20 protein-coding genes, 4 tRNA genes and 3 rRNA genes are annotated in these 26,036 nt (G+C 55.1%); 7 read left to right on the top strand and 20 right to left on the bottom strand.

Annotated elements, in window-relative coordinates:
- Positions 1 to 10: 10 nt before the first annotated feature.
- Genes nqrE through ES815_RS14120 form a run of 5 tightly spaced genes read right to left on the bottom strand, consistent with a single transcriptional unit; the run spans position 11 to position 4,617 of the window.
- Positions 11 to 607, bottom strand: a complete 597-nt coding sequence (gene nqrE / locus ES815_RS14140; protein ID WP_142488335.1) for an NADH:ubiquinone reductase (Na(+)-transporting) subunit E — start codon at positions 605 to 607, stop codon at positions 11 to 13.
- A gap of 6 nt (positions 608 to 613) precedes the next feature.
- Complete coding sequence (locus ES815_RS14135; protein ID WP_032616678.1) at positions 614 to 1,252, bottom strand: NADH:ubiquinone reductase (Na(+)-transporting) subunit D; 639 nt, start codon at positions 1,250 to 1,252, stop codon at positions 614 to 616.
- Positions 1,245 to 2,039 carry a Na(+)-translocating NADH-quinone reductase subunit C gene (locus ES815_RS14130; RefSeq protein WP_142488334.1) on the bottom strand — a complete coding sequence of 265 codons (795 nt, stop codon included), beginning with the start codon at positions 2,037 to 2,039 and terminating at the stop codon, positions 1,245 to 1,247. The genes ES815_RS14135 and ES815_RS14130 overlap by 8 nt, the downstream gene beginning before the upstream one ends.
- The gene (locus ES815_RS14125) at positions 2,032 to 3,270 is read right to left on the bottom strand and encodes an NADH:ubiquinone reductase (Na(+)-transporting) subunit B (protein ID WP_142488333.1); all 1,239 of its coding nucleotides are present in this window, start codon (positions 3,268 to 3,270) and stop codon (positions 2,032 to 2,034) included. Before ES815_RS14125 ends, ES815_RS14130 begins: the two co-directional genes overlap by 8 nt.
- Positions 3,271 to 3,273: 3 nt before the next feature.
- Complete coding sequence (locus ES815_RS14120) at positions 3,274 to 4,617, bottom strand: Na(+)-translocating NADH-quinone reductase subunit A (protein WP_142488332.1); 1,344 nt, start codon at positions 4,615 to 4,617, stop codon at positions 3,274 to 3,276.
- Positions 4,618 to 5,042: 425 nt separating this feature from the next.
- Between ES815_RS14120 and dpaA the strand changes: the two genes are divergently transcribed.
- Positions 5,043 to 5,783, top strand: a complete 741-nt coding sequence (gene dpaA, locus ES815_RS14115) for a peptidoglycan meso-diaminopimelic acid protein amidase (RefSeq protein ID WP_142488331.1) — start codon at positions 5,043 to 5,045, stop codon at positions 5,781 to 5,783.
- Here dpaA and ES815_RS14110 read toward each other — a convergent pair.
- Together ES815_RS14110 and lpcA are read right to left on the bottom strand one after the other, a co-directional pair.
- Entirely contained in the window at positions 5,754 to 6,521 is a 768-nt protein-coding gene (locus tag ES815_RS14110; protein WP_142488330.1) for a class II glutamine amidotransferase, read from the bottom strand. The genes dpaA and ES815_RS14110 overlap by 30 nt on opposite strands.
- 46 nt (positions 6,522 to 6,567) lie before the next feature.
- Entirely contained in the window at positions 6,568 to 7,146 is a 579-nt protein-coding gene (gene lpcA / locus ES815_RS14105) for a D-sedoheptulose 7-phosphate isomerase (protein WP_059308682.1), read from the bottom strand.
- Positions 7,147 to 7,384: 238 nt separating this feature from the next.
- Between lpcA and fadE the strand changes: the two genes are divergently transcribed.
- The gene (gene fadE / locus ES815_RS14100; RefSeq protein WP_142488329.1) at positions 7,385 to 9,829 is read left to right on the top strand and encodes an acyl-CoA dehydrogenase FadE; all 2,445 of its coding nucleotides are present in this window, start codon (positions 7,385 to 7,387) and stop codon (positions 9,827 to 9,829) included.
- A gap of 109 nt (positions 9,830 to 9,938) precedes the next feature.
- Positions 9,939 to 10,709: an amidohydrolase gene (locus ES815_RS14095; RefSeq protein ID WP_142488328.1), complete on the top strand. Its 771-nt coding sequence runs from the start codon at positions 9,939 to 9,941 to the stop codon at positions 10,707 to 10,709.
- A gap of 101 nt (positions 10,710 to 10,810) precedes the next feature.
- Here the strand turns inward: ES815_RS14095 and ES815_RS14090 are convergent.
- Both ES815_RS14090 and dnaQ read right to left on the bottom strand, forming a co-directional pair.
- Positions 10,811 to 10,887: transfer RNA gene (locus tag ES815_RS14090), tRNA-Asp, on the bottom strand.
- Between the two features lie 130 nt (positions 10,888 to 11,017).
- Positions 11,018 to 11,761, bottom strand: coding sequence for a DNA polymerase III subunit epsilon (gene dnaQ / locus ES815_RS14085; protein WP_142488327.1), 744 nt, complete (start codon positions 11,759 to 11,761; stop codon positions 11,018 to 11,020).
- A 145-nt stretch (positions 11,762 to 11,906) separates the two neighbouring features.
- Between dnaQ and rnhA the strand changes: the two genes are divergently transcribed.
- A complete protein-coding gene (rnhA, locus tag ES815_RS14080) occupies positions 11,907 to 12,374 on the top strand; it encodes a ribonuclease HI (RefSeq protein WP_103793497.1) in 468 nt (155 codons plus the stop codon).
- Here rnhA and ES815_RS14075 read toward each other — a convergent pair whose 3' ends face one another.
- Positions 12,375 to 13,091 (bottom strand): class I SAM-dependent methyltransferase, encoded by a 717-nt coding sequence (locus ES815_RS14075; RefSeq protein ID WP_142488326.1) that lies wholly within the window; start codon positions 13,089 to 13,091, stop codon positions 12,375 to 12,377.
- 32 nt (positions 13,092 to 13,123) lie between these two features.
- Here ES815_RS14075 and gloB point away from each other — a divergent pair, with 32 nt between their 5' ends.
- Together gloB and mltD are read left to right on the top strand one after the other, a co-directional pair.
- Positions 13,124 to 13,879, top strand: a complete 756-nt coding sequence (gene gloB, locus ES815_RS14070) for a hydroxyacylglutathione hydrolase (RefSeq protein ID WP_142488325.1) — start codon at positions 13,124 to 13,126, stop codon at positions 13,877 to 13,879.
- Between the two features lie 71 nt (positions 13,880 to 13,950).
- The gene (gene mltD, locus ES815_RS14065; protein ID WP_142488324.1) at positions 13,951 to 15,318 is read left to right on the top strand and encodes a murein transglycosylase D; all 1,368 of its coding nucleotides are present in this window, start codon (positions 13,951 to 13,953) and stop codon (positions 15,316 to 15,318) included.
- A gap of 53 nt (positions 15,319 to 15,371) precedes the next feature.
- Here mltD and ES815_RS14060 read toward each other — a convergent pair whose 3' ends face one another.
- The 3 genes from ES815_RS14060 to ES815_RS14050 all read right to left on the bottom strand — a co-directional run bounded on the left by ES815_RS14060 (position 15,372) and on the right by ES815_RS14050 (position 18,336).
- A complete protein-coding gene (locus ES815_RS14060) occupies positions 15,372 to 16,142 on the bottom strand; it encodes a class I SAM-dependent methyltransferase (protein WP_142488323.1) in 771 nt (256 codons plus the stop codon).
- A 78-nt stretch (positions 16,143 to 16,220) separates the two neighbouring features.
- A complete protein-coding gene (locus ES815_RS14055; protein WP_032616661.1) occupies positions 16,221 to 17,021 on the bottom strand; it encodes an endonuclease/exonuclease/phosphatase family protein in 801 nt (266 codons plus the stop codon).
- 139 nt (positions 17,022 to 17,160) lie between these two features.
- A complete protein-coding gene (locus tag ES815_RS14050) occupies positions 17,161 to 18,336 on the bottom strand; it encodes an MFS transporter (protein ID WP_142488322.1) in 1,176 nt (391 codons plus the stop codon).
- Positions 18,337 to 18,440: 104 nt separating this feature from the next.
- Between ES815_RS14050 and yafC the strand changes: the two genes are divergently transcribed.
- Positions 18,441 to 19,343, top strand: coding sequence for a DNA-binding transcriptional regulator YafC (yafC, locus tag ES815_RS14045; protein ID WP_142488321.1), 903 nt, complete (start codon positions 18,441 to 18,443; stop codon positions 19,341 to 19,343).
- Positions 19,344 to 19,377: 34 nt separating this feature from the next.
- On the opposite strand, the gene dkgB is transcribed toward yafC, so the two are convergent.
- The 7 genes from dkgB to ES815_RS14010 form a co-directional block, all read right to left on the bottom strand.
- Positions 19,378 to 20,181 carry a 2,5-didehydrogluconate reductase DkgB gene (dkgB, locus tag ES815_RS14040; RefSeq protein ID WP_142488320.1) on the bottom strand — a complete coding sequence of 268 codons (804 nt, stop codon included), beginning with the start codon at positions 20,179 to 20,181 and terminating at the stop codon, positions 19,378 to 19,380.
- Positions 20,182 to 20,344: 163 nt separating this feature from the next.
- Positions 20,345 to 20,421: transfer RNA gene (locus ES815_RS14035), tRNA-Asp, on the bottom strand.
- Between the two features lie 55 nt (positions 20,422 to 20,476).
- Positions 20,477 to 20,592, bottom strand: a 5S ribosomal RNA gene (gene rrf, locus ES815_RS14030).
- A gap of 91 nt (positions 20,593 to 20,683) precedes the next feature.
- A 23S ribosomal RNA gene (locus tag ES815_RS14025) occupies positions 20,684 to 23,589 on the bottom strand.
- Positions 23,590 to 23,796: 207 nt separating this feature from the next.
- Positions 23,797 to 23,872: transfer RNA gene (locus ES815_RS14020), tRNA-Ala, on the bottom strand.
- A 110-nt stretch (positions 23,873 to 23,982) separates the two neighbouring features.
- Positions 23,983 to 24,059, bottom strand: a tRNA-Ile gene (locus tag ES815_RS14015).
- 71 nt (positions 24,060 to 24,130) lie between these two features.
- A 16S ribosomal RNA gene (locus ES815_RS14010) occupies positions 24,131 to 25,672 on the bottom strand.
- Together the 16S, 23S and 5S rRNA genes with 3 tRNA genes alongside form the textbook arrangement of a ribosomal RNA operon.
- Positions 25,673 to 26,036: the final 364 nt, after the last annotated feature.

Genomic DNA, 26,036 nt, shown 5'->3' with positions numbered 1-26,036 from the left:
CATTTAGCCCTTACAGCTGCACACCGGAGAAGGACATAAAGCCCAGCGCCATCAGACCGGTGGTGATAAAGGTGATCCCTAAGCCGCGCAACCCGGCCGGCACGTTGGCATACTTCATTTTTTCGCGCAGGCCCGCCATCGTCACGATAGCCAGCATCCAGCCAATACCGGAGCCGAAGCCGTACACCACCGACTCGCTAAAGTTGTAATCACGCTGGACCATGAACGACACGCCGCCGAAGATGGCGCAGTTCACGGCGATCAGCGGCAGGAAAATGCCCAGCGCCGTGTAGAGTGACGGGAAGTATTTATCGAGGATCATTTCGAGGATCTGCACCAGCGCCGCAATCACGCCGATAAAGGTGATGAAGTTGAGGAAACTCAGATCAACGCCGTCCACCAGCGCGCCGTCGCGCAGCACCAGGTTAAAGACCAGGTTGTTAATGGGCACCGACAGCCCCAGCACCACCGTAACGGCAACACCCAGACCGAAGGCGGTCGACACCTTTTTGGAGACCGCAAGGAACGTACACATGCCGAGGAAAAACGCGAGCGCCATGTTTTCGACAAACACCGCCCGCACAAACAAACTCAGGTAATGAGCCATTGTCGGTTACTCCTTTTCCTGCTGCTCGGGGCGCCAGGTTCTCACCGCCCAGATCAGCAAACCGATAATGAAGAACGCGCTGGGGGCCAGCAGGAACAGGCCGTTCGGCAGATACCAGCCGCCGTTTTGCACGGTATCGAGCACGGTGATGCCAAACAGCTTGCCGCTGCCGATAAGCTCACGCAGGAAACCGACCGTCAGCAGGATCACGCCGTAGCCGAGACCGTTGCCGATGCCGTCCATAAAGCTCGCCAGCGGCGGCATCTTCATGGCATAGGCTTCTGCGCGCCCCATCACGATGCAGTTGGTGATGATCAGGCCGACAAACACCGACAGCTGTTTTGAGGTTTCGTAGGCAAAGGCCCGCAGCAGCTGATCCACCACGATCACCAGCGAGGCGATGATCGCCATCTGCACGATGATACGCACGCTGTTGGGGATGTGGTGGCGGATCATCGAGATGAACATGCTGGAAAAAGCCGTCACCAGGGTTACGGCCAGAGTCATCACCACGGCGGTTTCCAGCTTGGTGGTGACCGCCAGCGCTGAACATACGCCCAGCACCTGCAGGGTAATCGGGTTATTGGCGATGAGCGGCCCGATAAGAACCCGTTTAACTTCTTTCAGTTCGCCCGCATCAGCCATTGTTCAGCTCTCCTTCACGTACCTTTTTAAGAAAGGGTCCAAAACCCAGCTCACCCATCCAGAAATCAAAGCTGTGCTGAACGCCGTTTGAGGTCAGCGTGGCCCCGGAAAGGCCATCGACGGCGTACTCGTCACCCGGACGCGCGGCTCCTTTCATCACCTTCAGCGCCGGCTGGCCGTTATCGTCCAGCACTTTTTTGCCGACAAACTGCGCCCGCCAGGCCGGATTCTCTACTTCGCCACCCAGTCCCGGGGTTTCGCCCTGGTCGTAATAGGTGATGCCTTTGACCGTGCGGCCATCGGTGTTGAGGGCGACGAAGGCATACATCATCGACCACAATCCGTTGCCGTACACCGGCAGCACCAGCTCCTGGACGCGTTGTTGCTCATCGCGCACCAGGTAGATCTCTGCCGTATTGCTGCGGCGTTTAATGCCCGCCGGATCCTGGCTGGCTTCCAGTTCGGTGCTGCGCTGCGGATCTTTCAGCGCTTGCGCCTGGTTATAGCCCGACGGATCGCTCTCCAGCAGCTCGCCGGTATTGAGATCCACCAGACGCGGCGTAATACGTTCAGCGAAGATCTGCGCCACATCATCGGCACTCATTTCGCCCTGCATCAGCCCGGCCACCGCCAGAATGTTACGCTGCTTGTCGAGGGCGCGTTGCTCCTGCTGGCGGGACTTAAGCCCTACCGCAGAGCCCGCCACCACGATGGAGCAGACCAGACACAGCACGATGACCACCATCAGCGTCTTGCCGATGCTGTCATTATTTTTCATCTCAGCCACGCGCCTTCCTCCGTTTGATGTTGGCACGCACCACCAGGTAATCGAACAGCGGCGCAAACAGGTTGGCGAACAGGATCGCCAGCATCATCCCTTCCGGGTAGGCCGGGTTCACGACGCGGATCAGCACGCACATCACGCCGATCAGCGCCCCGTACCACCATTTGCCTTTGTCGGTAAAGGAGGCCGACACCGGGTCGGTGGCCATAAACATCATGCCGAAGGCGAAACCGCCCAGTACCAGATGCCAGTACCACGGCATGGCGAACATCGGGTTGGTCGCTGAGCCGATCAGGTTAAACAGCGTGGCGGTGAGGATCATGCCGAGCATGACGCCAGCCACGATGCGCCAGGAGGCGACGCGGCCAAACAGAATGATGGCGCCGCCAATCAGGATCATCAGCGTAGAGACTTCACCAATCGAGCCCGGAATGGTGCCGATAAAGGCATCGAACCAGCTGACCGGCTGGCCGGTGGCGTTGTTGACCAGCGCCTCTCCGCCGTGAGCGGCCCACTGCGACAGCGGCGTCGCACCAGAGAAGCCGTCCGCCGCCGTCCAGACCAGATCGCCGGAGATTTGTGCCGGGTAGGCAAAGAACAGGAACGCACGTCCGGCGAGAGCCGGATTGAGGAAGTTGCGTCCGGTGCCGCCGAAGATCTCCTTCGCCATCACCACGCCAAAGCTGATGCCCATCGCCGCCTGCCACAGCGGCAACGTTGGTGGCACAATCAGGGCGAACAGAATGGAGGTGACAAAGAAGCCTTCGTTGATCTCGTGCTTGCGGATAATCGCGAACAGTACTTCCCAGAAACCGCCGACCAGAAATACCGTCATGTAGATGGGCAGGAAGTAGACCGCCCCTAGGGTCATCATGCTGATCCACCCGGCATCAGGGGTAAAGCTGACGCCCAGCATTTGCGCCACCCGGTAGTGCCAGTCGCCCGCGATAATCTGCGGTAGCTGCTGGGCATCATAAAGATGCGTCAGCGCCGGGATGGTTTGCAGGCCGACGTTGTACATGCCCCAGAACATCGCCGGGAACACCGCGAACCAGACGAGGATCATCATGCGCTTGAGGTCGATGGCGTCGCGCACGTGCGCGGCCCCTTTGGTGACCTGGCCTGGCGTATAGAGGAGCGTCGCGGTCGCTTCAAACAGCGGGTAGTACTTTTCCAGCTTGCCGCCGTGGGTAAAGTGCGGCTCCAGCTTTTCAATGAGATGTTTCAGGCCCATCAGTTATCCTTCCTGCTCAATGCGGGTTAACACCTCGCGCAATACGGGTCCGTATTCATATTTACCGGGGCAAACATAGGTGCACAGCGCCAGATCTTCTTCATCCAGCTCAAGGCAGCCCAGCGCCTGAGCGCCGTCGGTATCGCCCGCCAGCAGATCGCGCAGCAGCAGGGTCGGCAGGATGTCGAGCGGCATTACGCGCTCGTAGTTGCCGATGGGCACCATCGCCCGCTCGCCGCCGTTGGTATCGGTGGAGAAGTTAAACAGCTTGTTGCGCAGGAAGTGGCCCAGCGTGGTGCGGGTGACGGAGAACTTCCCTCTGCCGGGCATTACCCAGCCGAAGAGCTCTTTCTCACGCCCCTCCTTCACTACGCTTACCTGTAAATGAAAACGTCCGAGCCAGGCCTGCGCGCCTGTGGCATGCCTGCCGCTCAGCACAGAACCCGAAATGTGACGGTTTTCGCCATCCAGGGTTTCGTCCACCAGCAGGTCATTAATGTCTGCGCCCAGGCAGGTGCGCACCAGACGCGGGTTACGCATCTGCGGCCCCCCGAGGGCAATAACCCGCTCGGTGCACAGCTCGCCGGTGGTGAACAATTTGCCGATGGCGATCGCGTCCTGGTAGTTCAGATGCCAGACCTGTTTGGTCAGGCTGACGGCCTCCAGGAAATGGATGTGCGTCCCTGGCAACCCAGCCGGGTGCGGCCCGGCGAAGGCATTGAACGTCACTTTCCCCTGCGGGTGCCCGCCCAGCTTGCCGCCACCCGCCTGGCAGACATGCACTTTGCCCTCCGTCAGGCGCGTGAGGATCGTCAGCCCGGCATCAAATGCCTGACGCTGCGCCAGAATAATCGGCTGCGGGTCGGCGCTGAGCGGGTTGGTGTCCATGGCGGTGACGAAAATGGCGGCCGGCACGGTATCGGGCACCGGGGTTTTGCTGAAAGGACGGGTACGCAGCGCCGTCCACAGGCCAGATTCAAGCAGTTGCGCCTGCACAGCCTGGCGGGAGAGTGTGGGCAGTTCGGCGATATCGTGGCGGGCAAACTCGCGCTGCCTATCGCCTTCCAGCCGGATCACCACCGATTGCAGCACCCGACGCTCGCCGCGATGGATAGCCGCGATCGTCCCGCTGGCGGGTGCGGTAAACAGAACGCCGGGATTTTTTTTATCCTCGAATAGCGCCTGGCCCTTAATGACGCTATCGCCTTCCTGCACCAGCATGGTGGGACGCATACCGACGTAGTCGTCCCCGAGGATCGCCACATGGCGGGGTGTCGCACAGGGCGAAATCTGCTGTACGGGGATGCCGGAAATCGGCAAATCAAGTCCTTTTCTGATTCTAATCATAGTGTTAGTTGTTATCCATGAATAACCGTTCCGGCCAGGGAGCCGGACGAGTCAGAAGTCGTTGCACAGGATAAAGAAAGGTGGCGAGAGCTCGCCTGCGTGACCAGCAGGATCGCGGATGATCCTGAAAAAGCGTCCTTTCTTACCCTTCGGTCATAAGACGGGCGCAGTGTACCATTTTCACCGATTGGGCGGCAGCGATAACGCAGCGGCAGGTGTTAAAATGCGACCGATTACGCAAAGTTCTCAATGCCAGCGTGACCAATCCAGGTTATAAGGGAAAACTATTTTGTAAACCGACGTGCGGATGCTTGCGAAAAAATGCAGTGGTGCTAATGTGAGCACCCCTGGTACAGATAAATCTGATTTCGGGTCTCTTTTGCCGTCCTGGCAAGTTGGTTATGTTTTATCAAGGAACATGTAGTATGCGTAAAATCGCATTGTTCATTGCGATGCTTCTTATTCCGTGCGTTTCGTTTGCCGGGCTGCTCAGCAGCAACAGCTCCACGACGCCAGTGAGCAAAGAATATAAGCAGCAGTTGATGGGCTCTCCGGTCTATATCCAGATCTTTAAGGAAGAGCGCACGTTAGACCTGTTCGTGAAGATGGGTGAGACGTATCAGCTGCTCGACAGCTATAAAATCTGTAACTACTCCGGTGGCCTCGGTCCGAAACAGCGTCAGGGCGACTTTAAAAGCCCGGAGGGGTTCTACAGCGTTCAGCGTAGCCAGTTAAAACCGGACAGCCGCTTCTATAAAGCGATCAACATCGGCTTCCCGAATGCCTATGACCGTGCGCATGGTTATGATGGTAAGTATCTGATGATCCACGGAGCCTGTGTTTCTGTAGGCTGCTATGCCATGACCGACAGCGGCATTGACGAGATCTTCCAGTTTGTGACCGGTGCGCTGGTGTTTGGCCAGTCTGCCGTGCAGGTAAGCATCTATCCGTTCCGCATGACCGACGCCAATATGCAGCGTCACAGAACGTCCTATTATGCGGATTTCTGGAAGCAGCTGAAACCGGGTTACGACTACTTCCAGCAGACGCGTAAGCCGCCGACCGTTTCGGTGGTGGATGGACGTTACGTGGTCAGCAAGCCGCTGAGCCACGAAGTTGTCCAGCCACAGCTGGCGTCAAACTACACGCTCCCCGAGACAAAATAAGATCCACTCGCCTGGCATAATCTTTTGCCAGGTTTCGTTGCCCGTCAGCGGCTGCGTCGCAATCACAGTGACCACATCGTTCGGTGTGGTCTCTGTCTGAAAGTCAATTTCCACATCCTGATCCAGAAGCTTTGCCACGCCAAACGGTGCCCGCCGGGTGATCCAGAACAGATTGGTAGAGCAGAACGCCATCACGTAGCGCCCGTCAGACAACAGCATGTTAAACACCCCCTTCTCACGTAACTCAGACGCCAGCGAGGCAATGTATTTAAACACCGCGGTCATATTGCTGGGGGTGCGTGGGTAGCGCTCGGTCAGCTTATGCAGCAGCCAGCAGAAGGCTTTTTCACTGTCGGTTTCCCCCACCGGCCGGAAGTTGCCGGTCTCCAGCGATTTATAGCCGCTCAGCTGGCCGTTATGGGCATAGGTCCAGTTGCGTCCCCACAGCTCGCGGGTAAACGGATGGGTATTTTCCAGCGCCACTTCACCACGGTTGGCCTGGCGAATATGGGCCACTACCGAGCAGGATTTAATCGGATAATCCTGCACCAGTCTGGCAATCGGGGAGTTGTAGCTGGGTTGTGGATCCTTGAACGTGCGACAGCCTTTCCCTTCATAGAAGGTGATACCCCAGCCGTCTTTATGCGGCCCGGTTCCTCCACCGCGCTGCACCAGCCCGGTGAAACTAAAGCAGATATCGGTCGGCACATTGGCGCTCATCCCGAGCAGTTCGCACATACATCACCTCCACAACAGCGGGGGGCGCTAACCCCCCAGCGAAGTCTTATTTAACCATCTCTTTTTCGATCAGCTGGATCAGGATATGAATGACTTTGATGTGAATTTCCTGAATACGGTCAGCGTAACCGAAGTGAGGCACGCGAATTTCGATATCCGCCGTACCCGCCATTTTGCCGCCGTCTTTGCCGGTCAGGGTGATCACTTTCATCCCCTTCTCACGTGCCGCTTCAATCGCTTTGATCACGTTGCCGGAGTTGCCGGAGGTGGAAATCCCCAGCAGAACATCTCCTTCACGACCCACCGCTTCGACATAGCGGGAGAAGATGTGATCGTAACCGAAGTCATTACCCACGCAGGAGATGTGGCTGACGTCAGAGATAGCGATCGCCGGATAGCCCGGACGGTTTTCACGATAACGACCGGTCAGCTCTTCGGCAAAGTGCATGGCATCACAATGTGAACCGCCATTGCCGCAGGAGAGCACTTTACCGCCCTCTTTGAAGCTGTCGGCCAGCAGGACCGCCGCGCGCTGAATAGCGTGAATATTGGCTTCATCTTTCAGAAAGTTAGCCAGCGTTTCCGCCGCTTCGTTCAGTTCGTTACGAATAAGATCCTGGTACATGAGGATAATCCTTCAGTATTGATGAAATAACAGAGCAAGTTTACCGGATAGCGGTAAAAGCGAGAAGCTAAAGCCGCATGAATCGACGGGCGTTTTGCTTTTTTGTGCCGCGTAAAACATGAACAATGTGAACCAGGTTGTAATTATTTTGTGAATGCATTGCTAAAAGAAATAACATCCACTACAACCATATCATCACAAGTGGTCAGACCTCCTACAAGACAGGGAGCATTTCTTTATGATGATTTTAAGTATTCTCTTATCCGTTGTTCTGCTCGGGGTGTTGTTCTATCACCGGGTCAGCTTACTACTGAGCAGCTTTATCTTACTGGCCTGGACCGCGGCGCTTGGCGTCACCGGCATCTGGACCACCTGGGTGCTGGTCCCGCTGGCGATTATTCTGGTGCCATTCAACGTCCGCTCCATGCGTAAATCACTGATTTCGGCTCCGGTATTCCGTGGCTTCCGTAAGGTCATGCCACCGATGTCGCGCACCGAAAAAGAGGCGATTGATGCCGGTACCACCTGGTGGGAAGGCGACCTGTTCCAGGGCAGACCAGACTGGAAAAAGCTGCATAACTATCCGCAGCCGCGCCTCACTGCGGAAGAGCAGGCGTTTATCGATGGTCCGGTGGAAGAAGCCTGCCGGATGGCGAATGATTTCCAGATCACCCATGAGATGGCCGATCTGCCCCCTGAACTGTGGGCATTTTTAAAAGAGCATCGCTTCTTCGCGATGATCATCAAGAAAGAGTACGGCGGCCTCGAGTTCTCTGCATATGCTCAGGCTCGCGTACTGCAAAAACTGTCCGGTGTCTCCGGGATCCTGGCGATCACCGTCGGCGTGCCTAACTCCTTAGGCCCGGGTGAACTGCTGCAACATTACGGTACTGAAGAGCAAAAAGATCACTACCTGCCGCGTCTGGCACGCGGTCTGGAAATTCCGTGCTTCGCACTGACCAGCCCGGAAGCGGGTTCTGATGCGGGTGCCATTCCGGATACCGGCGTGGTCTGCATGGGCGAGTGGCAGGGTGAGCAGGTGCTGGGCATGCGCCTGACCTGGAACAAACGCTACATTACGCTGGCGCCAATCGCTACCGTACTGGGCCTGGCCTTTAAACTCTCCGATCCGAACAAGCTGTTAGGGGGTGAAGAAGATCTGGGTATTACCTGTGCGCTGATCCCTACCTCTACCCCAGGTGTGGAAATTGGTCGTCGTCACTTCCCGCTGAACGTACCGTTCCAGAACGGCCCGACCCGCGGTCAGGATATCTTTGTCCCGATTGATTACATCATCGGCGGCCCGAAAATGGCCGGTCAGGGCTGGCGTATGCTGGTGGAATGTCTGTCCGTTGGCCGCGGCATCACCCTGCCGTCGAACTCAACCGGTGGTCTGAAATCCGTGGCGATGGGGATTGGTGCTTACGCCCATATCCGCCGTCAGTTCAAAATCTCTATCGGCAAGATGGAAGGGATTGAAGAGCCGCTGGCGCGTATCGCAGGCAACGCCTACGTGATGGATGCGGCCGCTTCCTTAATTACCTACGGCATTATGCTGGGTGAAAAACCGGCCGTGCTCTCCGCCATCGTGAAGTACCACTGTACCCACCGCGCGCAGCAGTCGATCATCGACGCGATGGATATCGCCGGCGGGAAAGGCATTATGCTCGGCGAAGGCAACTTCCTGGCGCGCGGCTATCAGGGCGCACCTATTGCCATCACTGTGGAAGGGGCCAACATTCTGACCCGCAGCATGATGATCTTCGGTCAGGGCGCGATCCGCTGTCATCCATACGTACTGGAGGAGATGGCGGCCGCGCAGAACAACGACGTGGATGCCTTCGATAAGCTGCTGTTTAAACACATCGGGCACGTCGGCAGCAACAAAGTGCGCAGCTTCTGGCTGGGCCTGACCCGCGGCCTGACCAGCGCCACGCCAACCGGCGATGCAACCCGTCGTTACTACCAGCACCTGAACCGTCTGAGTGCTAACCTTGCGCTGCTCTCCGACGTATCGATGGCGGTGCTGGGCGGTAGCCTGAAGCGCCGGGAACGTATCTCTGCGCGTCTGGGTGATGTGCTGAGCCAGATCTTCCTCGCCTCGGCGGTACTGAAACGCTACGACGATGAAGGCCGTCATGAAGCGGATCTGCCGCTGGTGCACTGGGGCGTGCAGGATGCGCTGTATCAGGCTGAACAGGCCATCGACGATCTGCTGGTGAACTTCCCGAACCGCTTTGTCGCAGGCGCCCTGCGCGTGGTCATCTTCCCGACCGGTCGTCACTATCTGGCGCCGTCCGATAAGCTGGATCATAAAGTGGCGAAGATCCTGCAGGTACCGAGTGCAACCCGCTCCCGTATCGGTCGCGGTCAGTATCTGGCCCCAACCGAGCATAACCCGGTCGGTCTGCTGGAAGAGGCGCTGCTGGATGTAATGGCGGCCGATCCGATTCATCAGAAGATCTGCAAACAGCTGGGCAAAAACCTGCCGTTCACCCGCCTGGATGAGCTGGCGAAACAGGCCCTGGCTGGCGGTATCATCGGCAAGGATGAAGCCGCTCTGCTGATCAAAGCCGAAGAGAGCCGTCTGCGCAGTATCAACGTCGATGATTTCGACCCGGAAGAGCTGGCGACGCAGCCGGTAAAGCTGACAGAGATCGTACGTAAACCTGAAGCCGCATAATCCGTTTCAGGGCTAAACAACCCCGCCTGGTGCGGGGTTTTTTATTGCCACCCGTTTCTCTGATTGTCGTGCTACAGTGTCAAAATGTGGTTCTTCGAGGAGTCTTACTGTGCCTGGTTTGAAGATTACGCTTTTGCAACAACCGCTGGTGTGGATGGATGGCCCCGCCAACCTGCGCCATTTTGATCGTCAGCTGGAAGGGATCGCCGGGCGCGATATCATTATCCTGCCGGAAATGTTCACCACCGGGTTTGCCATGGAAGCGGCAAAACAGTCCCTGCCACAGGAGGATGTGGTCGCCTGGATGCAGGCCAGAGCCCAGCAAACCCAGGCGTTAATCGCTGGCAGCGCCGCGCTACAGACCGAACGCGGGCCGGTTAACCGTTTTCTGCTGGTTGAGCCCGAGGGCAAGGTGCATTTCTATGATAAGCGCCACCTGTTCCGCATGGCGGATGAGCATCAGCACTATGAAGCGGGTAACGAGCGGCTGGTGTTTGAGTGGCGCGGCTGGCGCATTCTGCCGTTAGTCTGTTACGACCTGCGCTTCCCGGTGTGGTCGCGTAATCGTAACGATTATGACCTGGCGCTGTATGTCGCTAACTGGCCGGCCCCACGCTCGCTCCACTGGCAGGCGCTGCTGACGGCACGGGCGATTGAGAACCAGGCCTATGTGGCAGGCTGCAACCGGGTCGGTACCGACGGCAATGGTCATCACTATCGTGGCGACAGCCGGGTGATTAATCCGCAGGGCGAAATCATCGCCACCGCAGAGCCGCACCATGCGACGCGCATTGACGCCGAGCTGTCGCTGACGGCACTGAGAGAGTATCGGGAGAAGTTTCCTGCATGGCAGGATGCGGATCCGTTTAGCATTAACTAAACATCTGCCGGGCGGCAGCAGAGCTTGCCTGCCCGGACAAATCAGCAGCGCGACAAAATGAGAAAGGCCTGAATCATTGCTGATTCAGGCCTTCTGAATAGTGGCGGAACGGACGGGACTCGAACCCGCGACCCCCTGCGTGACAGGCAGGTATTCTAACCGACTGAACTACCGCTCCGCTGTGTTCCCTTGGGAACGAGGCAGATATTACGTTTTGCCTCCGATCCCGTCAATGCTTTTTCTCTGCTTTTGAATCGTTTGCTGCAAAAACGATCCAAACGGTCATTTTACCAGCATTTCCGCCGCATTTAACCGCGCCAGAGGCAGCTTCCGCCCTTCTTCTGCACCAGATCCAGGCGCGATTCATGTGCCAGTAACTCTTCATCGCTGGCGAGAATGACGCGCAACGCGCTGGACTGACGAATAATGCGCTGGATTTCGCTCTCTCCGGACTGCTGCTGCGAATCGTTATCGGCGTTGAAGGCTAGGGCTGTCTGGCCACCCGTCATGATCAGATAGACATCGGCCAGGATCTGGGCATCGAGCAACGCCCCGTGCAGCGTTCGTTTGCTGTTATCTATTTCATAGCGCGAGCACAACGCATCGAGGCTGTTACGCTTGCCGGGGAACATCCTCCTCGCCATCGCCAGACTGTCGGTGACTTTACAGAAGGTGTCGGTTTTCGGCAGGCCGCGGTTGAGCTTGCTGAATTCATAGTCCATAAAGCCAATATCAAACGAGGCGTTATGAATGACCAGCTCGCCGCCTTTGATGTAGTCGATGAATTCATCGGCGACGTCGGCAAAGGTGGGTTTATCCAGCAAGAATTCATCTGCGATACCGTGAACGCCAAAAGCTTCCGGGTCCACCAGCCGGTCTGGCTTCAGGTAGACGTGGAAGTTATTGCCGGTAAGACGGCGGTTGATCACCTCTACCGCACCGATCTCGATGATCTTGTGCCCTTCATAGTGAGCACCGATCTGGTTCATACCCGTGGTTTCGGTATCGAGGACGATGATCCTGTCGGCGTTATGTGTGTCTGCAATACTCATTCTGAAAACCTGCTCTGTTCAACGGCGACATTGTAAACAACCTGACCAGGCGTTCAAAGGCTAATTCGCACTGACTTGATTTTGCAGTGCTGATGGCAAACATTTATGTCAGACTTACCGTTTTGATTACAGGATGTCTGCCAGGATGCGTAAACAGGTAGAGATTTACACCGACGGATCGTGCCTCGGCAACCCGGGCCCGGGGGGCTACGGTGCGATTTTGCGTTATCGCGAACATGAAAAAACCTTTAATGAAGGCTATCGCCTCACCACCAACAACCGTATGGAGTTGATGGCCGCGATTGTGGCTCTCGAGGCGCTGAAAGAGCATTGCGATATTGTGCTGAGCACCGACAGCCAGTATGTGCGTCAGGGGATCACCCAGTGGATCCATAACTGGAAAAAACGGGGCTGGAAAACAGCAGATAAAAAACCGGTGAAGAATGTCGATCTCTGGCAGCGCCTGGATGCGGCGCTCAGCCAGCACAAAATCCAGTGGGAGTGGGTGAAAGGCCACGCCGGACATCCCGAGAACGAACGTTGCGACGAGCTGGCCCGTGCTGCCGCCATGAATCCGCAGCATGAAGACGTAGGGTATAAACCAGAAGCTTGATCAGGGCTTACGGTATTGTCGCGTGGCGCCGACGGCGGCACGCAAACGCGTTTTCGCCTTGCTTTGCTTCATGGGATTGAGCGTCAGGGGGATGGTTCGCTTGCGCGCCACAATCAGCTGCATACAGCCCAGCGCCGGGAAATGGGTGGTGAGCATCTTCCCGCCCTGCCGCGTCCAGGGTAAGACCTGAAAACCGCTATGGTGCATCACCTCAAAGTTGAGCAGCGATAGCCAGTCCAGCTGGCGCATCAGGGTGAACATCCGGCTGTTGTACGGCGGGGTACGGCGCAGCACCGGCACCAGCTTGCGTAAGCCCATCAGACTCATCGGGTTAAATCCGCTGATCACCAGCCAGCCATCGTCAATCAGCACCCGGTCTGCTTCGCGCAGTAACCGGTGCGGATCGTCGCACCAGGGCAGCGCATGCGCCAGCAGGCAGGCATCGACAGATTTTTCCGCAAACGGCAGATGCAGCGGATTGGCCTTCACCTGAACCGGCTCGCCCCCCAGCGAAACGTTGACCTGATGTGAAATCGCGCAGCTTTCAGAGTTGATTTCTGCGCTCAGATTGCCAATCTTAAGCAGGTGAAAACCATACATTTTCGCAAACCAGGGCTTAAGCTGCTGCTCAAGCGCTTCGCGATAGTATTCACCCCAGGGCAATTCCGCCCAATGTGCAGGTGCTGAGACAATCTGAGGTATCCTTGCCGGTTTCATCAAAACACCCGCCACGCTATGAGAGGTAATGTATGAATCTTATCAGTATTCCTGCTTTTCAGGACAATTACATCTGGGTTTTAACCGATGATGAGGGACGTTGCATTATTGTCGATCCTGGCGAGGCAGAGCCGGTACTGAAGGCCATTGAGCAAAACCACTGGCAACCAGAAGCGATCCTGCTGACGCATCATCACCACGACCATGTGGGCGGCGTAGCGGCAATCTGTGCAAAATTTCCGCATCTTGTGGTCTATGGCCCCGCAGAGACACAAGATAAGGGAGCGACCCGCGTAGTCGAAGATGGAGAAAAGATCCTCATTCTCGCGTCGGAGTTTTCCGTAATTGCCACACCCGGTCACACTTTAGGACATATCTCGTTCTTCAGTTTTCCTTATCTTTTCTGTGGCGATACAATGTTCTCTGGCGGCTGCGGAAGGCTGTTCGAAGGCACGCCAGCCCAGATGTACCAGTCCTTCCAGAAAATTAACGCACTTCCCGAAGATACCCTCATTTGCTGCGCGCACGAATACACTTTAGCGAATATGAAGTTTGCAATGCACGTTCTGCCAGAGGATGTGGCGATTCAGGATTATTACCGCAAAGTGAATGAGTTACGAGCAAAAAACCAAAAAACACTCCCCGGAATTCTGAAAAATGAACGTAAAATTAATTTATTTCTCAGAACAGATGATATTGATTTAACTAACAAAATTAATGAAGAAACAAATATGCAACAACCAGAAGAGTTTTTCGCATGGTTAAGGGCGAAGAAAGATAACTTCTGATAATTGCGTGTTGCCTTTTCAAATATTCGTCGTTATCATCGCTCGTCTTTTAAGCAACTATTGACACACACATGAAGGCAAAAGCGATATTACTCGCCTCTGTCCTGCTTGTGGGTTGCCAGGCGTCTCAGAACACTGGCAACGTACAACAGCACGCACAGAGCCTTTCTGCAGCTGGTCAAGGGGAAGCAGGGAAGTTTACAAGTCAATCGCGATGGGCAGACGATGGGACGTCTTTCGCACAGGATCAAGACTTGTGGGTCTCTATTGGCGACGAGCTAAAGATGGGAATTCCGGAAAACAGCCGGATTCGCGAACAGAAACAGAAGTATTTAAGCAATAAGAGCTATCTCCACGATGTAACTTTACGGGCAGAGCCGTATATGTACTGGATAGCAGGGCAAGTTAAGAAACGCAACATGCCCATGGAACTGGTACTACTACCCATAGTGGAGAGCGCTTTTGACCCACATGCAACGTCTGGCGCCAAGGCCGCAGGCCTTTGGCAGATCATACCGAGCACAGGGCGAAATTATGGTTTAAAACAGACCCGCAACTACGATGCGCGTCGTGATGTGGTCGCTTCGACGACTGCAGCACTCGACATGATGCAACGTCTGAACAAGATGTTCGACGGTGACTGGCTGCTGACTGTCGCTGCGTATAACAGCGGTGAGGGTCGTGTACTGAAGGCAATGAAAGCGAATAAAGCACGGGGTAAACCTACCGACTTTTGGTCGCTTCCACTGCCACGGGAAACCAAATTATACGTACCAAAAATGCTGGCTTTGAGTGAAATATTCAAAAACAGCCAACAGTACGGCGTGAAGCTGCCGACCTCGGACGAGAGTCGTGCCCTGGCGAGAGTGCGTATCAACAACCCTGTTGAATTGCGACAGGTTGCAGATATGGCAGGTATCTCGGTCACCAAACTGAAAGCCTTCAACGCAGGTGTGAAGGGCTCCACGCTTGGTAACAGCGGGCCGAAGTACGTTCTGGTGCCGCAGAAACACGCTGAACAGTTACGGGTATCTTTGGCAGCGGGTGAAATTGCTGCGGTTCAGTCTACGCTGATCGCGGATAATTCACCGGTTAACAGCCGTAGCTATCAGGTACGTACAGGCGATACGCTTTCAGGTATTGCATCACGTCTTGGCGTGAGCACGAAAGATCTGCAGCAGTGGAACAAGCTGCGCGGCTCTACTCTGAAAGTGGGTCAGAACCTGACGATTGGTGCGGGTAACAGCGCGCAGCGTCTCGCCAATAACAGCGATAGCATTACCTATCGCGTGCAAAAAGGCGATTCGCTCTCGAGTATTGCTAAGCGTCACGGCGTGAACATCAAAGATGTGATGCGCTGGAACAGCGATACCGACAATCTGCAGCCTGGCGATCGGATAACGTTGTTTGTGAAAAACAACGCCACCCCGGATTCCTGATTTCAGAGACCAGATGTAAAAAAGGCACCGATTCCCCCGGTGCCTTTTTTGTTTTATCCCGCCTTCCGGGCTTCAGCGAAGAGCGTATCGCTGGTGAATGAGCCCTCTTCCTGCAGCTCAAAGTAGGCTTTCACCTCCGCGGAGGCACTCTGCTGATACAGCCTGATCGCCTGGCTTAACGCCTCAGGCGTGCGCATACGGGCAATCCACGACGAGAACTCCAGCGTCAGCCTGTCAGTCTGCAACGTGCGCGTAATCAGCCCGGCTTCCGTAAACATTGATAACCACTCGCCGCTGGAATAATTGCGCACATGGGAGGTATCACGCAGGGCTTCAACCGTCTGCAACCAGATATCCCGCACCGGATGGCCCGGCGACATAATATCCATGATGATCACCAGACCGCCCGGCTTCAGCACCCGTTTAACCTCGCGCAACGCCTGGCCAACATCGTGCCAGTGATGCGCCGAGTAGCGGCTGATGACGATATCAAAGGAGCTATCGGCAAAGGGTAATGATTCGGCATAGCCCTGGCGGGTGGCGATATTCCCCAGTCCCTTCTCACTGGCGGCCGCAGAGACCACCTCCAGCATCTGGCTGGATAAGTCGTAAGCCGTCACATGCGCAACCTGCTGTGCCGCCACAAAGCTGGCATGGCCCGCCCCGCAGCCTAAATCCAGCACGTTGGCATCGGGGAAGTCGGCCAGACGTTCAGCCAGACGCTGCAGATCGCGGCCGGATGCGTGAACTGCGCTGGTGAGATAGGCCTTCGCCTGGGAGCCAAACTGTTTTTCTACGTTGTCATGATGGGACTGTGTTGTCATTTTTTGCTGTCCTTCGGTTGATGAAAAATAAAGGGCAGCACCCGCGCAGGCCTGCCCCACGGCAGACCTGACACACCTCTATCGTTCAGGCTTGCCGGGACTGAATTCGACTAGTAGCGGATTGTGATCGGAGGCACGCGTCACCAGCACTGAGGCTTCGTGCACGTTCAGACCACGATAGAAGACAAAATCGAGGGGACGGCCAAACGCCTTGCGACGCTGGTCATCGGTAAAACGAACTTCGCGCAGCGACATCTCACGCGCAAAGCGATAAAGCGCATTCATCCGCGGGCGGCTCCAGGCATTGAAATCACCGGCCATGACGACCGGACCGCTGTGATGCGCGATCTGATCGCCGATGGGCAGTAACTGTTTGCTGTAGACGTCAACGCCGAGGCTGAAATTGACCGCATGAATATTCACCACCATCAGCAGACGGGTGTCCGGCAATGGGTAGACGGTGACCAGGGCAGATTTTGCCAGGCGCAGGAGCGGTTCACGTTCGCGCAGCGGGCAGCAATAAACAGGATGCGCGGCAGAGAGTGTCATCACTCCCGACGGATGCTGAGGGAGGACAAAGGCCGGAACCTGGTCAGCCGCGAGGTAGTTAGTGGTCGCAAACCTGACCAGCTCAGGGGTGGTTTGCGCCTCCTGCAACAGCACCAGGTGGGCATCCTTACCAAAATTCTGCAGAACGGATAACCATTCGGCGCGCTGCTGTTTGAAGATATTCCACACCAGCACCCGGATTTTTTCATCACTGCTTAAAGGTGCGCCGGCGGGCAACGCCTGGCCAATGCTCGCAAACGACCCCGGAGGTAAGATCCTCTCCGCGGGTTGTCCGGCAACATAACGCATGGCATAGGTATTTTTTCGCACGATGTGAAACGACCTCTATAGACAGAACCCGTCCAGAAATAGGAGCGGGTTCTAATGTTATAGGGTTTTCAGCTTACACTTTCAACGCAATTACCGAGAAACCGCTGTTTCGTTTTGTTAGCAAGTGCTTACACCAGGCTTATCCCAGCACCACACGAGCGGGCTTATCCAGGCGACCGCTGAGGCCAATCAACAGAAATGCCGCGAGAACGATAACCGCCCCAATCCACGGCGTTTGTGCCAGACCGAAGTGCTCCACAGTCTGTCCGCCAATAATAGACCCCAGCGCGATGCCCACGTTGAAAGCAGCAATATTCAACCCAGACGCCACATCCACGGCATTCGGGGTATACAGCTCGGCTTTCTGTACCACGTAGACCTGCAGGCCCGGTACGTTACCGAAGGCGAAGATCCCCATCACCAGTACTGTCGCCAGCGCGGCATACTGCATCGAGGCGGTGAACTGGAAGATCAGTAGCAGAACAACCAGTGCGGCAAAGATAATTTTCAGTGCCGGAACGGCGCCGTGCTTATCGGCCAGCTTGCCGCCCCAAATGTTGCCGATCGCCACCGACACGCCATAGCCCAGCAGGATCCAGCTGACCGCACTCGGTGAGAACCCGGCCAGATCCTGCATCATTGGCGCGAGGAAGGTAAAGGCGGTAAACACGCCGCCATATCCCAGCGCGGTAATGGCATAGATCATCAGCAGACGGGGGTGGGTCAGCACCTTCAGCTGATCGCGCAGCGTCGCTGCCGCACGCCCCGGAATGTTCGACGGGATCAGCACCAGACTACTGATCAAGGCGATCACCCCAAGCAGAGAGACCGCGAGGAAAGTTTCACGCCAGCCAAAATGCTGACCGATAAAGGTGCCCAGCGGGACCCCGGTAACCAGCGCCACGGTTAAACCACCGAACATGATGGCAATGGCTGAGGCGGCTTTCTCTTTTGGCACCAGACTTGTCGCGATGGTCGAGCCGATAGAGAAGAAGACCCCATGGGCAAGGCCGGTCAGTAGACGGGCAATCACCAGGGTCGTGTAATCAGGCGCCTGCCAGGCAAGAATATTGCCGGCGGTGAACAGCACCATCAACGCCATCAGCAGCTGTTTACGCGGCAGGCGGCCTGTAAGGGCTGTCAGCACAGGCGCGCCGATCGCCACGCCGAGGGCATAGATAGAGACCAGCAAACCAGCAGAAGGCAGGGAGATGGTAAGTTGGTCAGCAATCGTAGGAACCAGTCCTACAATTACAAACTCGGTTGTGCCGATTGCGAAGGCACTGATCGTCAGGGCAAGTAGCGCCAGAGGCATAAAAAACTCCGTCTCATCAGGATTAAGATGACACGAAGTATGCGCCAGTGTTTAAATAACAAAAATGCTCAAAGTATCAATATAATTTTGCGGATTAAGCAACAATGAAAGCAACCTCTGAGGAACTGGCGATCTTTGTCGCCGTCGTAGAGAGCGGCAGCTTTAGCCGCGCCGCCGAACAGCTGGGTCAGGCCAATTCTGCCGTCAGCCGTTCGGTCAAAAAGCTGGAGATGAAGCTGGGTGTCAGCCTGCTGAACCGGACTACCCGGCAGCTCAGCCTGACTGAGGAAGGCGAACGCTATTTCCGCCGCGTGCAGTCTATCCTGCAGGAGATGGCGGCGGCAGAAACAGAGATTATGGAGACGCGCAGCACGCCGCGCGGCCTGCTGCGCATTGACGCCGCCACGCCCGTGGTACTGCACTTCCTGATGCCTTTAATTAAACCTTTCCGCGAACGTTATCCGGAAATGACGTTGTCTCTGGTCTCGTCAGAAACCTTTATCAATCTGATTGAGCGCAAGGTGGATGTGGCGATCCGCGCCGGGACGCTGACCGATTCCAGCCTACGGGCACGCCCGTTGTTCACCAGCTATCGTAAAATCATTGCCTCTCCGGCCTATATTGCCCGTTTCGGCAAGCCTGAGACGATTGATGAGCTAAAGCAGCATCTGTGCCTGGGCTTTACGGAGCCGGTATCCCTTAACACCTGGCCCCTCGCCTGCCACGATGGCCAGCTTCATGAAGTGGTCAGTGGTTTATCGTCCAACAGCGGCGAGACGCTCAAGCAGTTATGCCTTGAAGGGAACGGGATTGCTTGTCTTTCGGATTATATGATTGATAAAGAGATTGCACGGGGGGAGTTAGTCGAGCTGATGGCCGATAAACGTCTGCCGGTAGAGATGCCCTTCAGTGCGGTCTACTACAGCGACAGAGCAGTGAGCACCCGGATACGGGCATTTATCGACTTTCTGAGCGAGCATGTAAAACAGCTCCCTAAGGAGCTGTAAGAGGGTTTCGTGAGGATACAGAGGGAGGGTTAAATCAATCCCACTTCGGCGCCAGGCCTTCCGGGCTCACCAGGCGATCGTTGCAATCCAGTGCGGCGATCGCTTTTTTATCGTCCTGATCCAGCGTCAGATCCTGGGCCCGCAGGTTGCTTGCCAGATTCTCACGTTTGGTTGAAGAAGGGATCACCGCATAACCCTCCCCCATTGCCCACGCCAGGATAACCTGCGCAGCGGTGGCATTATGTTTGGCAGCAATGCGCAGAATGGTTTCGTCTTTCAGCGCTTTACCATAAGCCAGCGTCATATAAGAGGTGATATGGATGCCGTGCTGCTGCGCCCATTCCACCACCTGACGGTTCTGCAGATAAGGAGAAAGTTCGATCTGGTTGGTCGCGATATTTTCTGCGCCAACAGCCGCAATCGCCTTTTCCATCAACGGGATAGTGAAGTTAGAAATACCAATTTCACGCGTCAGTCCCTGGGCTTTGGCTTCCAACAATGCCTGCATAAACTCTTCAACTGACACGGCATCGTTCGGGGATGGCCAGTGGATCAGGGTCAGATCGACATAATCGGTGCGCAGTTTTTTCAGGCTCTCTTTCAGGCTTGGGATCAACTTCTCTTTGCTGAGATTTTCAATCCAGATCTTGGTGGTGAGAAAAAGTTCGTCGCGCGGTACGCCGCTCTCTTCGATAGCCTGGCCGACCGCAGCTTCGTTATCGTAGATCTGCGCGGTATCAACCGTGCGATAGCCGAGTTCAAGAGCAGTTTTAACGGATGCGATAACAACGTCGTCTTTCAGGCGGAAAGTGCCTAGACCAAATGCAGGGATAGTCATTGAATTCCTCTTTTCTTCATCATGTTTGTTAATAAAGAGGATTATCTCTGCCGGAGATGTGTGAAAAAAGAGTGTATTAAGCAGAGGATTTTTGCGTTTAAAGCAATAATCAGACGACAGATAAGAAAAAAGCCCTGAGCGTTAGCTCAGGGCTTTCAATAGGTGGCGGAACGGACGGGACTCGAACCCGCGACCCCCTGCGTGACAGGCAGGTATTCTAACCGACTGAACTACCGCTCCACCGAATACTTCTGTAACCACCGGTTTAATGCCCCGGTTCACTACGTAATTTGATGCCTGGCAGTTCCCTACTCTCGCATGGGGAGGCCCCACACTACCATCGGCGCTACGGCGTTTCACTTCTGAGTTCGGCATGGGGTCAGGTGGGACCACCGCGCTACAGCCGCCAGGCAAATTCTGTTGTCACCCCACCCGCAGGCGCAGTGAATAATCTGTATCAGCTGAAAATCTCTCAAATCCGCCGAAACAGCTTCGGCGTTGTAAGGTTAAGCCTCACGGTTCATTAGTATCGGTTAGCTCAACGCATCGCTGCGCTTACACACCCGACCTATCAACGTCGTCGTCTTCAACGTTCCTTCAGGAGCCTTAAAGGCTCAGGGAGAACTCATCTCGGGGCAAGTTTCGTGCTTAGATGCTTTCAGCACTTATCTCTTCCGCATTTAGCTACCGGGCAGTGCCATTGGCATGACAACCCGAACACCAGTGATGCGTCCACTCCGGTCCTCTCGTACTAGGAGCAGCCCCCCTCAATTCTCCAGCGCCCACGGCAGATAGGGACCGAACTGTCTCACGACGTTCTAAACCCAGCTCGCGTACCACTTTAAACGGCGAACAGCCGTACCCTTGGGACCTACTTCAGCCCCAGGATGTGATGAGCCGACATCGAGGTGCCAAACACCGCCGTCGATATGAACTCTTGGGCGGTATCAGCCTGTTATCCCCGGAGTACCTTTTATCCGTTGAGCGATGGCCCTTCCATACAGAACCACCGGATCACTATGACCTGCTTTCGCACCTGCTCGAGCCGTCACTCTCGCAGTCAAGCTAGCTTATGCCATTGCACTAACCTCCTGATGTCCGACCAGGATTAGCTAACCTTCGTGCTCCTCCGTTACTCTTTAGGAGGAGACCGCCCCAGTCAAACTACCCACCAGACACTGTCCGCAACCCGGATTACGGGTCTACGTTAGAACACCAGCCATTAAAGGGTGGTATTTCAAGGATGGCTCCACGCAGACTGGCGTCCACGCTTCAAAGCCTCCCACCTATCCTACACATCAAGGACCAGTGTTCAGTGTCAAGCTATAGTAAAGGTTCACGGGGTCTTTCCGTCTTGCCGCGGGTACACTGCATCTTCACAGCGATTTCAATTTCACTGAGTCTCGGGTGGAGACAGCCTGGCCATCATTACGCCATTCGTGCAGGTCGGAACTTACCCGACAAGGAATTTCGCTACCTTAGGACCGTTATAGTTACGGCCGCCGTTTACCGGGGCTTCGATCAAGAGCTTCGCGTTGCCGCTAACCCCATCAATTAACCTTCCGGCACCGGGCAGGCGTCACACCGTATACGTCCACTTTCGTGTTTGCACAGTGCTGTGTTTTTAATAAACAGTTGCAGCCAGCTGGTATCTTCGACTGATTTCAGCTCCACCCGCAGGGGCTTCACCTACATATCAGCGTGCCTTCTCCCGAAGTTACGGCACCATTTTGCCTAGTTCCTTCACCCGAGTTCTCTCAAGCGCCTTGGTATTCTCTACCTGACCACCTGTGTCGGTTTGGGGTACGATTTGATGTTACCTGATGCTTAGAGGCTTTTCCTGGAAGCAGGGCATTTGTTGCTTCAGCACCGTAGTGCCTCGTCATCACACCTCAGCGTTAACAAGGTTCCGGATTTACCTGGAACCTCCGCCTACATGCTTAAACCGGGACAACCGTCGCCCGGCCAACATAGCCTTCTCCGTCCCCCCTTCGCAGTAACACCGAGTACAGGAATATTAACCTGTTTCCCATCGACTACGCCTTTCGGCCTCGCCTTAGGGGTCGACTCACCCTGCCCCGATTAACGTTGGACAGGAACCCTTGGTCTTCCGGCGAGCGGGTTTTTCACCCGCTTTATCGTTACTTATGTCAGCATTCGCACTTCTGATACCTCCAGCATGCCTCACAGCACACCTTCAACGGCTTACAGAACGCTCCCCTACCCAACAACACATAGTGTCGCTGCCGCAGCTTCGGTGCATGGTTTAGCCCCGTTACATCTTCCGCGCAGGCCGACTCGACCAGTGAGCTATTACGCTTTCTTTAAATGATGGCTGCTTCTAAGCCAACATCCTGGCTGTCTGTGCCTTCCCACATCGTTTCCCACTTAACCATGACTTTGGGACCTTAGCTGGCGGTCTGGGTTGTTTCCCTCTTCACGACGGACGTTAGCACCCGCCGTGTGTCTCCCGTGATAACATTCTCCGGTATTCGCAGTTTGCATCGGGTTGGTAAGCCGGGATGGCCCCCTAGCCGAAACAGTGCTCTACCCCCGGAGATGAATTCACGAGGCGCTACCTAAATAGCTTTCGGGGAGAACCAGCTATCTCCCGGTTTGATTGGCCTTTCACCCCCAGCCACAGGTCATCCGCTAATTTTTCAACATTAGTCGGTTCGGTCCTCCAGTTAGTGTTACCCAACCTTCAACCTGCCCATGGCTAGATCACCGGGTTTCGGGTCTATACCCTGCAACTTAACGCCCAGTTAAGACTCGGTTTCCCTTCGGCTCCCCTATACGGTTAACCTTGCTACAGAATATAAGTCGCTGACCCATTATACAAAAGGTACGCAGTCACACCACAAGGGTGCTCCCACTGCTTGTACGTACACGGTTTCAGGTTCTTTTTCACTCCCCTCGCCGGGGTTCTTTTCGCCTTTCCCTCACGGTACTGGTTCACTATCGGTCAGTCAGGAGTATTTAGCCTTGGAGGATGGTCCCCCCATATTCAGACAGGATACCACGTGTCCCGCCCTACTCTTCGAGTTCACAGCAAGTGTATCTTCGTGTACGGGAGTATCACCCTGTACCCTGCGACTTTCCAGACGCTTCCACTGACACACATGCTGATTCAGACTCCGGGCTGCTCCCCGTTCGCTCGCCGCTACTGGGGGAATCTCGGTTGATTTCTTTTCCTCAGGGTACTTAGATGTTTCAGTTCCCCTGGTTCGCTTCGTTAAGCTATGTATTCACTTAACGATAGTGTGTCGAAACACACTGGGTTTCCCCATTCGGAAATCGTCGGCTGTAACGGTTCATATCACCTTACCGACGCTTATCGCAGATTAGCACGTCCTTCATCGCCTCTGACTGCCTAGGCATCCACCGTGTACGCTTGGTCGCTTAACCTCACAACCCGAAGATGTTTCTTTCGATTCATCATCGACTTGCGAAAATTTGAGAGACTCTGACACACCGCTTATCTGCTCTTATTACGGAGAACAGACACGGCGTGTCGTTTCAATTTTCAGCTTGATCCAGATTTTTAAAGAGCAAAACTTCGCAGCGCACCTTCTCAGGTACACTCTGAAGTTTTCTTGTTGTCGCAGTAAAGGATGGTGGAGCTATGCGGGATCGAACCGCAGACCTCCTGCGTGCAAGGCAGGCGCTCTCCCAGCTGAGCTATAACCCCATCGCAAAATGCTAATCTCTGTACCGCTAATTCTTTCTGAGACAAGGCGTGGAATAACGAAGCATACTTAAGTATGTGAGTTATTCTGCAACGCAGTATCAGGAAGAATTTGGTAGGCCTGAGTGGACTTGAACCACCGACCTCACCCTTATCAGGGGTGCGCTCTAACCACCTGAGCTACAAGCCTGCAGAGATTTTTTACTGCTGTTTTTTCATCAGACAATCTGTGTGGACACTACAAAGGCAGGTTCTTTAAGGTAAGGAGGTGATCCAACCGCAGGTTCCCCTACGGTTACCTTGTTACGACTTCACCCCAGTCATGAATCACAAAGTGGTAAGCGCCCTCCCGAAGGTTAAGCTACCTACTTCTTTTGCAACCCACTCCCATGGTGTGACGGGCGGTGTGTACAAGGCCCGGGAACGTATTCACCGTAGCATTCTGATCTACGATTACTAGCGATTCCGACTTCATGGAGTCGAGTTGCAGACTCCAATCCGGACTACGACGCACTTTATGAGGTCCGCTTGCTCTCGCGAGGTCGCTTCTCTTTGTATGCGCCATTGTAGCACGTGTGTAGCCCTACTCGTAAGGGCCATGATGACTTGACGTCATCCCCACCTTCCTCCAGTTTATCACTGGCAGTCTCCTTTGAGTTCCCGGCCTAACCGCTGGCAACAAAGGATAAGGGTTGCGCTCGTTGCGGGACTTAACCCAACATTTCACAACACGAGCTGACGACAGCCATGCAGCACCTGTCTCAGAGTTCCCGAAGGCACCAAAGCATCTCTGCTAAGTTCTCTGGATGTCAAGAGTAGGTAAGGTTCTTCGCGTTGCATCGAATTAAACCACATGCTCCACCGCTTGTGCGGGCCCCCGTCAATTCATTTGAGTTTTAACCTTGCGGCCGTACTCCCCAGGCGGTCGACTTAACGCGTTAGCTCCGGAAGCCACTCCTCAAGGGAACAACCTCCAAGTCGACATCGTTTACGGCGTGGACTACCAGGGTATCTAATCCTGTTTGCTCCCCACGCTTTCGCACCTGAGCGTCAGTCTTTGTCCAGGGGGCCGCCTTCGCCACCGGTATTCCTCCAGATCTCTACGCATTTCACCGCTACACCTGGAATTCTACCCCCCTCTACAAGACTCTAGCCTGCCAGTTTCGAATGCAGTTCCCAGGTTGAGCCCGGGGATTTCACATCCGACTTGACAGACCGCCTGCGTGCGCTTTACGCCCAGTAATTCCGATTAACGCTTGCACCCTCCGTATTACCGCGGCTGCTGGCACGGAGTTAGCCGGTGCTTCTTCTGCGAGTAACGTCAATTGCTGCGGTTATTAACCGCAACACCTTCCTCCTCGCTGAAAGTACTTTACAACCCGAAGGCCTTCTTCATACACGCGGCATGGCTGCATCAGGCTTGCGCCCATTGTGCAATATTCCCCACTGCTGCCTCCCGTAGGAGTCTGGACCGTGTCTCAGTTCCAGTGTGGCTGGTCATCCTCTCAGACCAGCTAGGGATCGTCGCCTAGGTGAGCCGTTACCCCACCTACTAGCTAATCCCATCTGGGCACATCTGATGGCAAGAGGCCCGAAGGTCCCCCTCTTTGGTCTTGCGACATTATGCGGTATTAGCTACCGTTTCCAGTAGTTATCCCCCTCCATCAGGCAGTTTCCCAGACATTACTCACCCGTCCGCCGCTCGTCACCCAGGGAGCAAGCTCCCCCGTGCTACCGCTCGACTTGCATGTGTTAGGCCTGCCGCCAGCGTTCAATCTGAGCCATGATCAAACTCTTCAATTTAAGTTTGATGCTCGTGAATTAAACTTCGTAATGAATTACGTATGTTCACTCAGAGACTTTGGTATTCATTTTTCGTCTTGCGACGTTAAGAATCCATGTCACTTTGAGTGCCCACACAGATTGTCTGATAAATTGTTAAAGAGCAGTGCAACGCGGCTTTCGCTCACCGTTGCGAGGTGGCGTATATTACGCTTTCCTCTTTCAGAGTCAAGCGTTTATTTTTCGCTTTTCTCTTCAACCGACCCGGCTGTTTGTGTGAAGTGATTCACATCCGCCGTGTCGATGGAGGCGCATTATAGGGAGTTCTCTGGCAGTGACAAGCGGAAAACGACAATTTTATTTCAACCGCTCACCTTTTCGCCAG

This window comes from Leclercia adecarboxylata, from assembly GCF_006874705.1.
GTDB lineage: Bacteria > Pseudomonadota > Gammaproteobacteria > Enterobacterales > Enterobacteriaceae > Enterobacter > Enterobacter adecarboxylatus_C.
Note: the sequence above shows the minus strand (reverse complement) of the source record. Positions and strands in the feature narration are given on the sequence as shown.

Coding starts and splice junctions, on each gene's coding strand:
- nqrE (WP_142488335.1), bottom strand. CDS start 607: ATGGCTCATTACCTGAGTTTGTTTGTGCGGGCGGTGTTTGTCGAAAAC.
- ES815_RS14135 (WP_032616678.1), bottom strand. CDS start 1,252: ATGGCTGATGCGGGCGAACTGAAAGAAGTTAAACGGGTTCTTATCGGG.
- ES815_RS14125 (WP_142488333.1), bottom strand. CDS start 3,270: ATGGGCCTGAAACATCTCATTGAAAAGCTGGAGCCGCACTTTACCCAC.
- ES815_RS14120 (WP_142488332.1), bottom strand. CDS start 4,617: ATGATTAGAATCAGAAAAGGACTTGATTTGCCGATTTCCGGCATCCCC.
- dpaA (WP_142488331.1), top strand. CDS start 5,043: ATGCGTAAAATCGCATTGTTCATTGCGATGCTTCTTATTCCGTGCGTT.
- ES815_RS14110 (WP_142488330.1), bottom strand. CDS start 6,521: ATGTGCGAACTGCTCGGGATGAGCGCCAATGTGCCGACCGATATCTGC.
- lpcA (WP_059308682.1), bottom strand. CDS start 7,146: ATGTACCAGGATCTTATTCGTAACGAACTGAACGAAGCGGCGGAAACG.
- fadE (WP_142488329.1), top strand. CDS start 7,385: ATGATGATTTTAAGTATTCTCTTATCCGTTGTTCTGCTCGGGGTGTTG.
- dnaQ (WP_142488327.1), bottom strand. CDS start 11,761: ATGAGTATTGCAGACACACATAACGCCGACAGGATCATCGTCCTCGAT.
- rnhA (WP_103793497.1), top strand. CDS start 11,907: ATGCGTAAACAGGTAGAGATTTACACCGACGGATCGTGCCTCGGCAAC.
- ES815_RS14075 (WP_142488326.1), bottom strand. CDS start 13,091: ATGAAACCGGCAAGGATACCTCAGATTGTCTCAGCACCTGCACATTGG.
- gloB (WP_142488325.1), top strand. CDS start 13,124: ATGAATCTTATCAGTATTCCTGCTTTTCAGGACAATTACATCTGGGTT.
- mltD (WP_142488324.1), top strand. CDS start 13,951: ATGAAGGCAAAAGCGATATTACTCGCCTCTGTCCTGCTTGTGGGTTGC.
- ES815_RS14060 (WP_142488323.1), bottom strand. CDS start 16,142: ATGACAACACAGTCCCATCATGACAACGTAGAAAAACAGTTTGGCTCC.
- ES815_RS14050 (WP_142488322.1), bottom strand. CDS start 18,336: ATGCCTCTGGCGCTACTTGCCCTGACGATCAGTGCCTTCGCAATCGGC.
- yafC (WP_142488321.1), top strand. CDS start 18,441: ATGAAAGCAACCTCTGAGGAACTGGCGATCTTTGTCGCCGTCGTAGAG.
- dkgB (WP_142488320.1), bottom strand. CDS start 20,181: ATGACTATCCCTGCATTTGGTCTAGGCACTTTCCGCCTGAAAGACGAC.